The organism is Mesorhizobium sp. M1E.F.Ca.ET.041.01.1.1 (genome assembly GCF_003997355.1).
Lineage (GTDB): Bacteria > Pseudomonadota > Alphaproteobacteria > Rhizobiales > Rhizobiaceae > Mesorhizobium.
The window spans coordinates 1-12,414 of sequence record NZ_RZSL01000144.1; the positions used below are offsets into that span (position 1 = coordinate 1).

Sequence of the window (12,414 nt, forward strand, 5' to 3'; positions counted from 1 at the left end):
CCCTCGAATTTTAAACAGGGGGGCCGGCGATCCCCCGGCCCCCTCCTGCCACTGTCTCGTTGCGGCTGCCTTCACAGTTGCCTCTATGACCGCGTTGACATGGGCGGCCTCTGCAAAACTCGGCGAAGCCGAGGTGTTATTTTTCTGAATTGCCTCGACGAGGCGGCGGGCCGTGATCACGAACGCCTCTCCGTAGCCGAGGCCTTGGCCCTGGGCATACCAGAATGGCTCGGCTTCTGGGTGGATGCCGCCAATCATGATGCGACGGAAGCCGCTGCGGTCCTTCTGCTCCGCCTCGGTATAGAGATGGATTTCGTTGTTGCGTTCCCAACTGAACGACAGAGTCCCCCTGGAGCCGATCAGGGTGAAGGCCAGGTCACTCTTGTGGCCGGTTGCCGCCCACGATGAGTGGATCGAGCCCGTTGCTCCCGACCTGAATTCCACCAGCGTGGTCATCATGTCGTCGACGGTGACGTCGCGCATTGCCGCTCCGTCAGCCCGCTGCGGAAAATATGTTCGCGATGATGCCGCAACGCGGGCAACGGGACCTACAAGCGCGACCGCAATATCGGAAATGTGGGAACCGAGATCCCCGCCAGCGCCGGCGCCGGCCCGCGCGCTGTCAAACCGCCACGCATAGGGCAGGTCCGGTGCGTTGGCGTAGTCCTGGAAGAAATGCCCTTCGAAGTGGCGCAGCTCACCGAGTTCGCCGTCATCGACCAGCTTCCTGGCAAACTGGACCGCGGGCCAGCAGCGGTAAACGAAGTTCACCATGTTGACCTTGCCAGACCGGCTGGCAGCCTCTGCCATGCGCCATGCGGAGGCAGCCGAACTGGCGAGCGGCTTTTCACAGAAGACATGTTTGTCGTTGGCAAAGGCGTCGCAGGCGATCTCCTCATGGCTGTCGTTGGGGGTTATGATGACCACGACGTCTATGTCATCGGCCCGAGTAATTCGCTTCCAGTCTGTAGTTGCTTCGGCCCATCCCCATCGGCGTGCGCTCTCTTCCGCAAGACGGGCATTTATGTCGGCAAGTCGGATCATTTCGATCCGCGGCATGTCCGGCCAGAGGAAGCTTTCAAGGTTGCGGAGCGCCAAGCTGTGGGTCTTGGCCATGTAACCCGACCCGACAATACCAAATCTCAAACGTTGCACGTGCTGCTCTCCTGGGCTGCTCTTGATCTTTCTACCGGATGGATCGGCCGCCATCGACGGGGATGGCGAGGCCTGTCATGAAGCTGGCGTCGTCGCTTGCAAGGAATGCGATCACCGAGGCCACCTCCTCGGGCCTGCCGACCCGGCCGATGGGATGCTTCGACACAACCGCCCGGGTGGCCGCATCCGGATCCTGTGCAGCCCCCAGCCAGGAGGTCACCATGCGCGTGCCGATGGCTGCCGGGCAGACCGCATTCACACGGATCCGGTCGCGTGCCAGATCAAGCGCCAGCGATGCCGTCAGGGTGGTTATCCCGCTCTTCGAGGCGCTATAGGCGACCATATTCTCGGTACCGCGAATACCGGTGATCGAACCGACATTGACGATGGCGCCGCCTCCGGCCGCTCTCAACTGCGGGACCGCCGCGCGGCAACCGAGGAATACGCTGGTCAGATTGGTTTCGATCATCTCGTGCCAGAGTTCGAGGCTGGTCTCCTCGACACCTCCGCTTGCCCGTGCCCCTGCATTGTTGACCAGTACATCCAGACGGCCGAAGCGCTCGACTACTCTGGCAATGGCCTGCTGCCACGCATCGGATGATGTGACGTCGAGGTGGACCGAAAAAGCTCCGTCTACATCGACCGAAGACGGTTCACGCCGGTGCGCGGCCGCCACTTCGCCGCCTTCACTCCGGATCCGGCGTATGGTTTCCAGCCCGATGCCCGTCGATGCACCGGTCACCATCACAACCTTACCGTCGAAGCGCTTCACCGGATCGTTTTGCATAGCATTTCAATTTCCATCTTCTCTTGTCCCGGTTTTTGCCCTAGAAGCGGGCATATGGCTTTATCAGGCCGGCAGGACAGTCACACTCAGAACCCAAAATGCATAGCTAGTCAAGATTCAGGAGCGCAGAAAAATGGTTGAGACAGTTTCACTTACCGCTGCGCAGGCGGTCGTCCGTTTCCTCAAGTCGCAGTTTTCGGACTATGACGGGCTGCAGGAGCGCCTGATCGGCGGCATGTTCGGCATCTTCGGACACGGCAACGTTGCCGGAATGGGCGAGGCGCTGGAGGAGTATGGCGACGGGCTGCCGTTCTACCAGGCAAAGAACGAGCAGGCGATGGTTCATGCAGCAATGGGCTACGCCAAGGCAAAGAACAGGCGCGCCACCCTCGCATGTTCTGCCTCGATTGGCCCAGGCTCCACCAACATGCTCACGGGGGCTGCGACGGCCACGGTCAGCCGGGTTCCCGTGCTGCTGCTTCCTTCCGACATCTTCGCGCACCGCAGGCCAGGAACTGTCCTTCAACTTCTTGAGCATCCGCTTGAGGCGGACCTGTCTGTCAATGATGCGTTCCGCCCTCTCTCCCGGTTCTTCGACAGGATCTCGCGTCCTGAACAGCTGTTGACAGCGCTGCCGGAGGCCATGCGTATCCTCGTCGATCAGGCACAAACCGGAGCTGTCACCATCTCGCTTCCCCAGGATGTCCAGGGCGAGGCGTTTTCCTATCCGGCAGGGTTCTTCGAAAAACGCGTATGGCGGATTCGCCGGGCAAGCCCGAATGCAGACGAGATCGCACGTGCAGCGGACATGATTTCGCACTCCAGCCGGCCTCTGATCGTTGCCGGCGGAGGCGTCCGGTATGCCGCGGCTGAGGCCGAACTCGTGGCATTCTGCAACCGCTTCGGCATCCCGGTCATGGAAACATTCGCTGGCAAGGGAGTGTCGCAGGGCGCGTCGCTGCTTCTGGGAGGCGGCGGCACCACAGGAACGGCCGCGGCCGCAAGGATTGGTGAGAAAGCCGATCTTGTGATTGCGGTGGGTACACGGCTGACAGATTTTACGACCGCCTCGCGATCGCATTTCAACAGCGGGACCCGCTATCTTTCACTCAACGTCAATGCACAGGATGCCTACAAGCTTGGCGCCGAGCCCATCGTCGCGGACGCCAAGCTCGCCCTTGAAGCACTTAGCAAGGCGCTGACAGCCAAGGGCTATGCTACCTCCGACAGCTTTCGAAGCGAGGTTCGCGGTTCGGTCGATACGTGGCTTGAGCAGTACAGGGCGTCGATCTCGCATGAGCAGGGGGCACCTCTCAGGCAGGGGACGATTATTGCCAAAATCAACCAGGCGGCTGTCAGGGGAGACGTTGTCATTGCCGCGGCGGGCACGCCACCGGGCGAGATCATGAAAGCCTGGGACAATTCGGCGGGCAGCGAGTGCTTCATCGAGTTCGGCTTTTCGTGCATGGGTCATGAGATACCCGCAGGGCTGGGTGTCGCGATCGCACGCGAAAACAGGGGCACCGTGTTCGTTGTCATCGGAGACGGCACCTACCTGATGGGGCCGACCGAACTGGTGACGGCAGTGCAGGAGGGGGCCAGGATGATCGCGGTCGTCATCGAGAACTGGGGGTTCCAGTGCATCAGGGCGCTCCAGCAGGACTCCACAGGAGCGGACAATTTCGGCAATGAGTTCCGCCGGCGTTCGGCCGAAGGGCGCCAGCCCGACGGCGACTATCTCGACGTCGACTATGCTGCAAACGCGCGATCGATGGGCTGCGCGGTATTTTCAGCTTCCGATCCCGATGGCCTTGCCGAAGCGCTCGCCCAGGCCAGGACTGTCGATGGTCCCGCAGTGATTGTCGTCAAGGCCGAGAAACGGGGCGGTTCGCTCGGAGCCGGTCTGTGGTGGGAGGTCGGCGTCGCCGAAGTTTCCGGCCTGGAACGGGTGCGTGAGGCACGCAGGCGCTACGAGACGGGGCGCGCCAGGCAAAAGACGCTGGTCTGACCGGAGGAAAGCCGATGTACCAGCCGACAGAAGTGCTGCCGGTCCAGATGGAGCTTGGCGAGTGCCCGCTGTGGGACCACCGCAGCAACCGTCTCTACTGGGTAGATATTATACGCTGCACGCTTTTCGAGCTTGACTGGACGTCCCGTGCGATGCGCACCTGGCCGCTGCCAGCATTGGGCGGCGGTCTGGCGCTGCTCGGCAGTGATGAAATCTTGGTCGCGGCCCAGACTGGCCTTTTCCGCTTCAGCCCTGCCAGCGGACAATATCAGTACCTTCTGCATCCTGAAACGGGCATGCCAGCAAACCGGCTGAACGAAGGGAAGGCTGACCCGGCGGGCAATTTCTGGATCGGGTCCATGTCAACGCTCGGCCGCAGGCCGGAAGGCAGCCTCTACCGGGTCTCGCCAGCCGGCGAGATCAGCCGGCCGCTGTCAGGAGTTCACGTTCCCAACGCGCTGGTCTTCCTTCCCGGGAACGAGGTGATTTTTACCGACAGTCATCTGAAGGTGATCTGGCGTTATCATCTCGATCTGCAGAGCGGCGAGCTTGCAGGGCGGGAGATGTTTGCCGACGATACCGGACTGGAATCGATCCCCGATGGCGCCGTTGCCGACAGCGACGGCAACATCTGGAACGCCAAGTTCGGGGGCGGGCGGATCTCTGTCTACGATCCGGAAGGGCGTCGTCTGCATGAAGTGGCATTGCCAGCCACGCAGGTGACGTCGTGCGCATTCTGCGGGCCCGATCTCGATTACCTTGCGGTGACAACCGCCAAGCGGCTGCTTGGTGATGAACAGAGACGCTCCCAGACCGAAGCCGGCAACCTGTTCATCTTCAGGCCGGACGCAAGGGGTCTGCAGGAACCGGTGAGTCTGATTTGAAGCGAGCCGCGGCTACGAGACTTCGGCCTGCACCGGGATCGATCGTGGCAGTCGTCTAGCGGATGCCCCGCCTCACGCCGTCCTCGGCTGCGTCGACATTGGACGCATCGACAATGGCCGGGCCAGTGTAGATGTCGTCGGCCATGGTGAATCCCTGCGCCACATGCAGCCACATCTGCTGCACCGACAGATAACCTTGCAGATATTGCTGGCTGTCGATCGTGGCGATGATGTCGCCCGATCGGATGCCATCAATCTGCGGCTGGGCAACGTCGAATGTCATATGTGCCCACTGACGTTCGCGAGGTACCAGCTTGCGGGCGTCGATGACAGCCTGTGCTCCGGGAGGACCAAGCGTGAGCACGGCATCTACCTCGGAGTTTTCGGTCAGGTATTCCGCGACTGCCTTCGCGCAGGCTTCGGCGTCGCCGCCAGGGACGCGCAGCCGGTCTGACTTGAGGCCCTTTGATGAGAAAGCCTGTTCGAAACCGCGATAGCGGTCGGAGTGGCAGATGTGATCATGCAGATAGTGATCCACGCACATTCCACTTTTCGGTGAGACCTTTCCGATGAGGTAGTTGCCCGCCAGACGGCCTGCATTGGTATCGTCACCGCCGATGTAAAACAGGTAGGGAATGCGTTCGCCTGCAGGCCGCGGGTCCCTGGCGTTGATTGCTATGACCGGTATGCCGCGCTGGATGGCCGCACGAAGTGGTGCGTCGACCGCCTCCACGCGCGGGATGGTGGATATGATTCCGTCCGGCTGTGCGTGCATGGCTCCCTCGATAAGGCCCGCCTGAATCTCAGGCGAGAATTTGCCAGGTCGCAGGTGCTCCACATCGACGTCGTATCGCTCTGCCGCGTCCAGAAGTCCCCTACGGAAGACATCCCAGAACACGTCTCCGAGGATATCGTGGGTGATCGCGTAGAATTTCAGACGCCTGGGCCGCATGGGAATATCACCAGATTTGCATAGCTATTCATCTGTCTCCGTGCTACATGCTTGCCAGTCGAAGATCAATCGAAAAGTTGCCCATGCGCAAGTACCGGATTGTCATTGTTGGAACAGGACGGATAGCCTCCGTCCACGCCCGCTCCGTTCACCGAAGCCCGTCGCTGGAGCTCGCGGGCTTCGTTGACGCCCTTCCTCCGGGCAGCCTGCCGTCAGACTGGGGCGTACCCTGTTTTCCCACCCTGGGTGAGGCCGTTGGGGCGGCAGTGCCAGACGCCATCGTCATCGCGTCGCCGACAGACACGCATGTCAGCTATCTTGCTATGGCCGTCGATCTCGGTCTGCCGGCGCTGTGCGAAAAGCCCGTTGCCCGCGATCGACGTTCTATCGAGGCAGCAATCGACCTTGTGGGCAGATCCGGGCTTCCGGTCATCCTAGGACTTCACAGGCGTTTCGATCCGATGCGGCGCGAGGTCCAGAGCCGGATAGCAGCGGGCGGCATCGGCAAGACAGAGCACATACTGCAGCTCAGCCGTGACGTCTCTCTTCCGGATCGTGGCGTAACCGCACATCAGGGCGGCATCGTCGCAGACATGGTCGTTCATGACCTGGATGAACTGCTTTGGCTCGTTGGACGCCAGCCCGACCGCGTTCACGCCCGCCTGGATAGGAATGTTGACGCGGGCCTGGCCGAGATCGCTGATCATGACACGGTGTCGCTTCAGCTGGAGTGGAACGACGGGCCAGTCGCCCATGTTTCAGCCACCAGGCGGGCAGTACATGGATTTGAGCAGCGGCTTGAGGTCTTTGGATCGGCCGGTCGTCTGGTTTGCGATGATCCCAGAATCAGTTGCGTGCGCCTGGATTCAGCGCGGGGAACACACCTCGATCGTCGCCATGCCGGCTTTGCGGAGCGTTATCGCGATGCTTACCAGGCGGAGATCGATCATCTCGCCGACCTTTTGAGATCTGGCGGCGATCCGTACTGCACCCTTGAGAACGGTCTGAAAGCCTTCGATCTTGTGGAGCGTGTGATCCATGCGGCGCAATAAAGGAGCCTCTCGGCGCAGGTCTGCGGGAGGCCTGATGTGGGAACCGGGGCGTCACATTGACCGTGACATTGTCGATGACCGGCAATGCCGCTAACCTGTCTGTCTGTGCATTGCAATTCAGGGCGGAGACAGGCGTGCGGCAAGACAATGAAAACGGCAGGAAGCAGCCGGCGCTAATTGATACCACCACCGGCCCGGATGGCGGGGGCAGGCTCCAGCCGTCGTCGATCGACGTGGCCCGTCTTGCCGGGGTGTCGCAGTCAGCAGTGTCGCGCGCCTTTACTCCTGGCGCCAGCGTCAGCAAGAAGACGCGGGAGAAAGTTATCGCGGCGGCGCGCGAACTTGGGTACCAGCCGAGCATCCTCCCGCGCATCCTGGTCACGCACCGCTCGCATCTTGTCGCCATCGTCATTGGCGGAATGTACAATCCTTACTATGCCAAGATATTTGAGCAGTTCACGCGCCAGTTCCAGGCGCAGGGCTATCAGGTTCTGGTGTTTTTCGTTGATCACAACGAGTACTTCGACGCAGCAATCCCCCTCATAATGCGCTATCGCGTCGACGGGATCATTTCGGCGCTTTCGATCATGTCCAGGGAGGCCGCGGATGAATGCGCACAGATGCGCATCCCGGTTGTCCTGCTGAACGGGCGGCAGCAGAACAAATGGGTTTCCGCCGTATGCTGCGACAATGTCGAGGGCGGCAGGGCTGTTGCAAATCTGCTGTTTCAGAAGGGTGGAACACGCTTCGCATATATCGCCGGCAACGAGACACTCGCCAATACCGATCGCGAGCAGGGGTTTATCGGACGGCTCAAAGAACTCGGCGTCGAGGACGTCGAGATCGCGAAAGGAAATTTCCACTACGAGGGCGGCTATGAAGCAGCCCGTATCTTGTTCGCTGCATCGAATCGGCCTGACGCGGTGTTCTGCGCAAACGACCTTACTGCCATCGGTGCGATGGAATGTGCCCGGGCCGAATATGGGCTGCGAATCCCCGAAGACGTCATGATTGCAGGCTTCGATGATGCGACATTTTCCAGCTGGCCCTCCTATTCATTGACGACGGTTCGCCAGAACGGGCCGGAAATGGTCGACGCGGCCATCGCCGCGCTCAAGCAGCGATGGCAGGAAGGGACCGCCAGTGGCGGCAGGTTGCGCCTTGTGCCCGGGACGCTTTGCGAACGCAAGTCAACCGACCGTCAGATCGGCTCCTGACGGATTCAGCTTTTTCCGTTTTCGCCCCGGACGTCACTGTACCTGCCGGATATTGCGCCCGTTCAACGTTTCGACTTGACTTTGCATAGCTATGCATTTTATGACTTCTGACGCCGGTTCTGATCGGGTCCGGCGGGCAAAAGTGCAAAAACAGGATTTCTGGATGGCCGGGTCTGACCACATTGGCATTGGCATGATCGGCTATGCCTTCATGGGCAAGTCGCACACGCTGGGCTATCGCGATGTACCTCTCATTGCCCCTGAGGGCGTGCCGCGCCCGAGACTGGTGTCGATTTATGGGCGCGACGCGCAAAAGCTCGAGACAGCGCGAGGTCAACTGGGCTGGGAGCAGGGCGTTACGGACTGGCGCGAGATTGTCTCCGACGACAGGATCCAGTTGCTCGACAATTCAGGCCCGAATGCACTTCATGTAGAGCCGACAATCGCGGCGGCACGAGCTGGCAAGCACGTATTTTGCGAAAAGCCGCTCGGGCCTACGGCAAACGATGCATTTGCAATGTGGGATGCGGCCCACAGGGCGGGCGTCAAACACATGTGCGCCTATAATTATCGCTTCTTTCCGGCACTGCAGCTCGCGCGACAGATCATCCAGTCTGGCGAGATTGGTGAAATCCAGCACTACCGGTCGCAGTTCCTCGTGTCGTCATCACTGGGGGAGAAGCGCCAGAAGAGCTGGCGTGACGACATCCAGGCCGCAGGTGCGGGAGCGCTGGGTGATCTTGGCGCCCACCACATTGACGTTTCCCGTTTCCTCATGGGAGCAGATCCCGTCAGCGTCCAGGCTGTAACGCGTATCAAAGTCGGAAGCGCAGACGATGGTACCCGTATCGAGACGGACGACCAGTTCGCGGCACTGTTCGATTACGATAACGGTGCACTCGGTGTCGTTGAAGCATCCCGCGTCGCTGGCGGTCATCTCGTTACGAGCAGGATAGAGGTTGACGGCTCGAAGGGGTCGATAGCGTTTTCGATGCAGCGTCTCAACGAGCTGCGTGTAGCAGGGGCCGACAAGGCCTTCCGCACGATTCCTGTCATAAGAAATTCTGATCCCTACCAGTCAAGCTGGTTTCCGCCCGGACATCCGCTTGGCTGGGTGGATACGTTCAGTCACGAAGCGGTCCACATTCTTGGTGCCATCGCAGGACTGCATGACGTTGAACCGATCGGCGCGACGTTCCGTGACGGCTACTATTGCTCCGAAATCATTGATGCCGCGATCAGGGCGGCCAGTCTCGGGCAGCGTGTCGGTATTTCCTACCGCCGCCTGAACGACTGAAGAGGCAATCCGATGCATATCTTCGTGAGTTGGCCCGGTTTCGACCGCGACGGCATTTCAACCGGAAGACGTCTCGTCGATGCCGGCCATGAGCTGGTGCTGGCACCAAAGCTTGGCAACCGGACACCTGACGAGCTGGTGCGACTGGCTGCAGGCTGCGCCGGCGCGATCGTCAGCACAGATCCCTTCACCGCCGAGGTGCTGGGTGCGCTTCCGGACCTGCGTGTGATCGCCCGGGTGGGTGTCGGCTTTGACTCTATCGACCGCGCCATGGCTGACGAGCTTGGCATTGCCATCTCGATCACGCCGGGCATGAACGCCGAGACGGTGGCAGACCACACGCTGGCACTCATCCTTTCGGCGGTGCGCAAGATTCCGCAGCAGGACAGCTCGGTCAAGGCGGGGCGCTGGGACCGCGTCGGTCCACTGACGCCGGGCGAATTGCCTGGCAAGACCGTTGGACTTGTAGGCGCAGGCACCATAGGACGCGCCGTGGCGCGCCGGCTTCACGGTTTTGGAGTTGACCTCTGCTTTTTTGACGCCCAGGTCGACGCGCTTTCCGGAGCTGAAAAAGTCGGCAGTCTCGCAGAGCTGCTCGGTCGCTCAGACATCGTCAGTCTCCACGTCCCCCTTGTTGCAGAAACCACCAGGCTCATTGATGGGGCGGCCATTGCACGGATGAAGCCGACGGCCATTCTGGTCAACACATCCCGCGGTCCCGTCTTGGACCAGCAGGCTGTTTTCCAGGCCCTGCGCGACGGCAGGCTGGGCGGAGCGGCCCTGGACGTTTTCGAAACTGAACCACCGGGCGCCGACGCCCTTCGAGATGTTCCCAATCTGGTCTGCGCCGCACACATGGGCGGCATCAGCTACGAATCGATTGACCGCATGACCGCGTCGGCCACGCAGTCCGTACTCGACGTGCTTGAGGGACGTTTTCCCAACACGGTTGTCAATCGCGAAGCAATCCGAGGACATCGCTGATCATGGATCAGGCTGGTTCATTTCGTTCGCGACTGCGTTCCGGAACGCCACTTGTTGGCACCTGGATAAAGACGCCCAGCCGAATCGTGACGGAAGTGCTTGCGTGCTCGGCACTGGATGTCCTGTGTCTTGATGCTGAACACGCGCCGTTCGATCGTGGCGACCTCGACGGCTCAATTTTTGCTAGCAGCGCTCTCGGCATGCCAGTCCTTGTGCGCCCTGCCGCGACATCGGCTGAGAGTCTGCTCAATTGCCTTGATCTCGGGGCGATCGGAATTGTCGCTCCCCACATCCGTAACGGTGAAGAGGCTGATCGGCTGGTGCAGAGCTCGCTGTTCGGTCCCGGCGGCCGCGGTTACGCAGGTTCAACGCGTGCGGCGGGCTTCACGCGAAAATCGATGGCCGAGCACCGGCAGCGGTCCACCGAAGACACGGTCATCATTGCCCAGATCGAGGATCGGGAAGCACTCGACCGTCTGTCTGACATCATCCGCATCGAACGTCTGGACTGCCTGTTCATCGGCCGGGTTGACCTCACCATCTCGATGGGGGCTGCTTCTCCCAGAGATCCGCAGGTGGTGGAAGCCGTCGAGGAAATCTGCCGGAAGGCGGGCGAGGCCGGGATGCGCACAGGCATGTTCGTCTCGGATCTTGCTGAACTCCCTGGCTGGCTTGCCATGGGGTCGAGTCTTTTCCTGCTTTCGAGTGACCAGACCTTTCTGCAGGAGGGGGCCAGCTCCCTCCGTTCAGCATTCGACGCTTCCGCCTTCCAAGGCGCGACAACAATTTCAGGAGGGCCGAAATCATGAAAGTGGCTTTGATAACCGGCGCATCGCGCGGACTGGGTGCAGTCATGGCACGCTGCATGGCGGCAGAAGGCTGGGCCGTGGCGGTCAACTATGCCTCCGACGAAAAGAGTGTTTCCGAAGTTGTGCGTTCCATCGAGGCAAGCGGGGGGAGGGCCTTTGCTGCACGCTTCAGCGTCGTGGACAGCGACCAGCTGCGCGATGGCCTGGACCAGATACGCAACGCCTTGGGGCCGGTTGATCTCATAGTGAACAATGCGACAGGACCACAACCGGAAATGCCCCTGATGGAGCAGTCATGGCGGACGTACCTCGATCAGCTCGAGTTCTTCGTCAAGGCGCCGCTTGAACTTCTCCAGCTGGTGCTGCCGGATTGGCGCGCACGCAAGTCCGGCAGAGTCATCAATATCGGCTCGGAAATTGCCGAGCTTGGGAATCCTTACTTTGGCAACTACGCCTCTGCGAAAGGCGCAATGCTGTCGATGACGAGATCCTGGGCCAAAGAACTTGGCCCTGAGGGGATCACCGTTAATCTGGTGGCGCCGGGCTGGATACCAGTTGAGCGGCATGCCGGCATCCCGCAGTCAAATCGAGACTGGTACCTAGACCGGACGCCACTCGGTCATTTTGGAAAGCCTGAGGATATCGCGGCGATGGTCGTCTTCCTGGCATCCTCGAAAGCAGACTTTATCACAGGTCAGAAGTTCGCGGTGAACGGCGGCCGTACACTCCTTTGAACGTTCAGCAATCCGGAATATCTCTCGGGCCGCTCGGTTTTTCTTTCCAGCGGCGCTCGAGAGAACGCCTCGTGTGTAACCGCGGAGGGGAATGGTTTGGGGCTTACCGTATTCGTAGGGAAAGAGATTCTTCCCGGAGAGACCAGGGCCTCGGCTTCACCCGAGACGGTGAAACGGCTGGCGGGCCTTGGCTTCGAGGTGATCGTCGAGAAGGGCGCTGGCCTCGGCTCGCGCATCACCGATCAAGAGTTTGCCGCTGCCGGCGGCACGATCGGAACTGCCGGCGATGCCAAAAAGGCCGACGTGGTGCTGAAAGTGCGCCGGCCGACGGATACCGAGCTGAAGGGCTACAAGTCCGGCGCCGCCGTCATCGCCATCATGGATCCTTACGGCAACGACGCTGCGGTGGCCGCGATGGCCAAGGCCGGCATCACCGCCTTTTCGATGGAATTCATGCCGCGCATCACCCGCGCGCAGGTGATGGACGTGCTCTCCTCGCAGGCCAATCTCGCCGGCTATCAGGCGGTGATCGACG

The 12,414-nt window shown here is 60.9% G+C and carries 11 protein-coding genes and 1 pseudogene; 9 read left to right on the top strand and 3 right to left on the bottom strand.

Translation table 11 applies throughout. The features are described from left to right. Together EOA38_RS14425 and EOA38_RS14430 are read right to left on the bottom strand one after the other, a co-directional pair. The coding region (locus tag EOA38_RS14425; protein WP_281060099.1) for a Gfo/Idh/MocA family oxidoreductase at nucleotides 1–1,209 on the bottom strand (1,209 nt) is incomplete at its 3' end. Continuing rightward, nucleotides 1,187–1,942: an SDR family oxidoreductase gene (locus tag EOA38_RS14430; protein ID WP_127299481.1), complete on the bottom strand. Its 756-nt coding sequence runs from the start codon at nucleotides 1,940–1,942 to the stop codon at nucleotides 1,187–1,189. The genes EOA38_RS14425 and EOA38_RS14430, both read right to left, overlap by 23 nt. Before the next feature lie 133 nt (nucleotides 1,943–2,075). Here EOA38_RS14430 and iolD point away from each other — a divergent pair, with 133 nt between their 5' ends. Beyond that, nucleotides 2,076–3,950, top strand: a complete 1,875-nt coding sequence (iolD, locus tag EOA38_RS14435) for a 3D-(3,5/4)-trihydroxycyclohexane-1,2-dione acylhydrolase (decyclizing) (RefSeq protein WP_127299482.1) — start codon at nucleotides 2,076–2,078, stop codon at nucleotides 3,948–3,950. 14 nt (nucleotides 3,951–3,964) lie between these two features. Beyond that, nucleotides 3,965–4,834: an SMP-30/gluconolactonase/LRE family protein gene (locus tag EOA38_RS14440; RefSeq protein ID WP_127299483.1), complete on the top strand. Its 870-nt coding sequence runs from the start codon at nucleotides 3,965–3,967 to the stop codon at nucleotides 4,832–4,834. 55 nt (nucleotides 4,835–4,889) lie between these two features. Here EOA38_RS14440 and EOA38_RS14445 read toward each other — a convergent pair whose 3' ends face one another. Continuing rightward, nucleotides 4,890–5,786 (bottom strand): sugar ABC transporter substrate-binding protein, encoded by an 897-nt coding sequence (locus EOA38_RS14445; RefSeq protein WP_127299484.1) that lies wholly within the window; start codon nucleotides 5,784–5,786, stop codon nucleotides 4,890–4,892. Between the two features lie 83 nt (nucleotides 5,787–5,869). Here EOA38_RS14445 and EOA38_RS14450 point away from each other — a divergent pair, with 83 nt between their 5' ends. From EOA38_RS14450 to EOA38_RS14480, 7 genes and pseudogenes are all read left to right on the top strand, one after another. Then, the gene (locus EOA38_RS14450) at nucleotides 5,870–6,838 is read left to right on the top strand and encodes a Gfo/Idh/MocA family oxidoreductase (protein WP_127299485.1); all 969 of its coding nucleotides are present in this window, start codon (nucleotides 5,870–5,872) and stop codon (nucleotides 6,836–6,838) included. A gap of 74 nt (nucleotides 6,839–6,912) precedes the next feature. Further along, nucleotides 6,913–8,055, top strand: coding sequence for a LacI family DNA-binding transcriptional regulator (locus EOA38_RS14455; protein WP_127299486.1), 1,143 nt, complete (start codon nucleotides 6,913–6,915; stop codon nucleotides 8,053–8,055). A gap of 142 nt (nucleotides 8,056–8,197) precedes the next feature. Further along, entirely contained in the window at nucleotides 8,198–9,352 is a 1,155-nt protein-coding gene (locus EOA38_RS14460) for a Gfo/Idh/MocA family oxidoreductase (RefSeq protein ID WP_245480829.1), read from the top strand. A 12-nt stretch (nucleotides 9,353–9,364) separates the two neighbouring features. Continuing rightward, nucleotides 9,365–10,336, top strand: a complete 972-nt coding sequence (locus EOA38_RS14465; RefSeq protein WP_127299488.1) for a phosphoglycerate dehydrogenase — start codon at nucleotides 9,365–9,367, stop codon at nucleotides 10,334–10,336. Between the two features lie 2 nt (nucleotides 10,337–10,338). Continuing rightward, nucleotides 10,339–11,145, top strand: coding sequence for an aldolase/citrate lyase family protein (locus EOA38_RS14470; protein ID WP_127299489.1), 807 nt, complete (start codon nucleotides 10,339–10,341; stop codon nucleotides 11,143–11,145). Beyond that, nucleotides 11,142–11,879 carry an SDR family oxidoreductase gene (locus EOA38_RS14475; protein WP_127299490.1) on the top strand — a complete coding sequence of 246 codons (738 nt, stop codon included), beginning with the start codon at nucleotides 11,142–11,144 and terminating at the stop codon, nucleotides 11,877–11,879. The genes EOA38_RS14470 and EOA38_RS14475 overlap by 4 nt, the downstream gene beginning before the upstream one ends. Before the next feature lie 96 nt (nucleotides 11,880–11,975). Beyond that, a pseudogene (locus EOA38_RS14480) lies at nucleotides 11,976–12,414 on the top strand (NAD(P)(+) transhydrogenase (Re/Si-specific) subunit alpha); the annotation flags it as partial.

What these genes read in the sequence shown, in the direction of transcription:
- EOA38_RS14465 (WP_127299488.1), top strand. Translation starts at nt 9,365, where the DNA reads ATGCATATCTTCGTGAGTTGGCCCGGTTTCGACCGCGACGGCATTTCA.
- EOA38_RS14455 (WP_127299486.1), top strand. Translation starts at nt 6,913, where the DNA reads ATGACCGGCAATGCCGCTAACCTGTCTGTCTGTGCATTGCAATTCAGG.
- EOA38_RS14470 (WP_127299489.1), top strand. Translation starts at nt 10,339, where the DNA reads ATGGATCAGGCTGGTTCATTTCGTTCGCGACTGCGTTCCGGAACGCCA.
- EOA38_RS14445 (WP_127299484.1), bottom strand. Translation starts at nt 5,786, where the DNA reads ATGCGGCCCAGGCGTCTGAAATTCTACGCGATCACCCACGATATCCTC.
- EOA38_RS14440 (WP_127299483.1), top strand. Translation starts at nt 3,965, where the DNA reads ATGTACCAGCCGACAGAAGTGCTGCCGGTCCAGATGGAGCTTGGCGAG.
- EOA38_RS14430 (WP_127299481.1), bottom strand. Translation starts at nt 1,942, where the DNA reads ATGCAAAACGATCCGGTGAAGCGCTTCGACGGTAAGGTTGTGATGGTG.
- EOA38_RS14475 (WP_127299490.1), top strand. Translation starts at nt 11,142, where the DNA reads ATGAAAGTGGCTTTGATAACCGGCGCATCGCGCGGACTGGGTGCAGTC.
- EOA38_RS14450 (WP_127299485.1), top strand. Translation starts at nt 5,870, where the DNA reads ATGCGCAAGTACCGGATTGTCATTGTTGGAACAGGACGGATAGCCTCC.
- iolD (WP_127299482.1), top strand. Translation starts at nt 2,076, where the DNA reads ATGGTTGAGACAGTTTCACTTACCGCTGCGCAGGCGGTCGTCCGTTTC.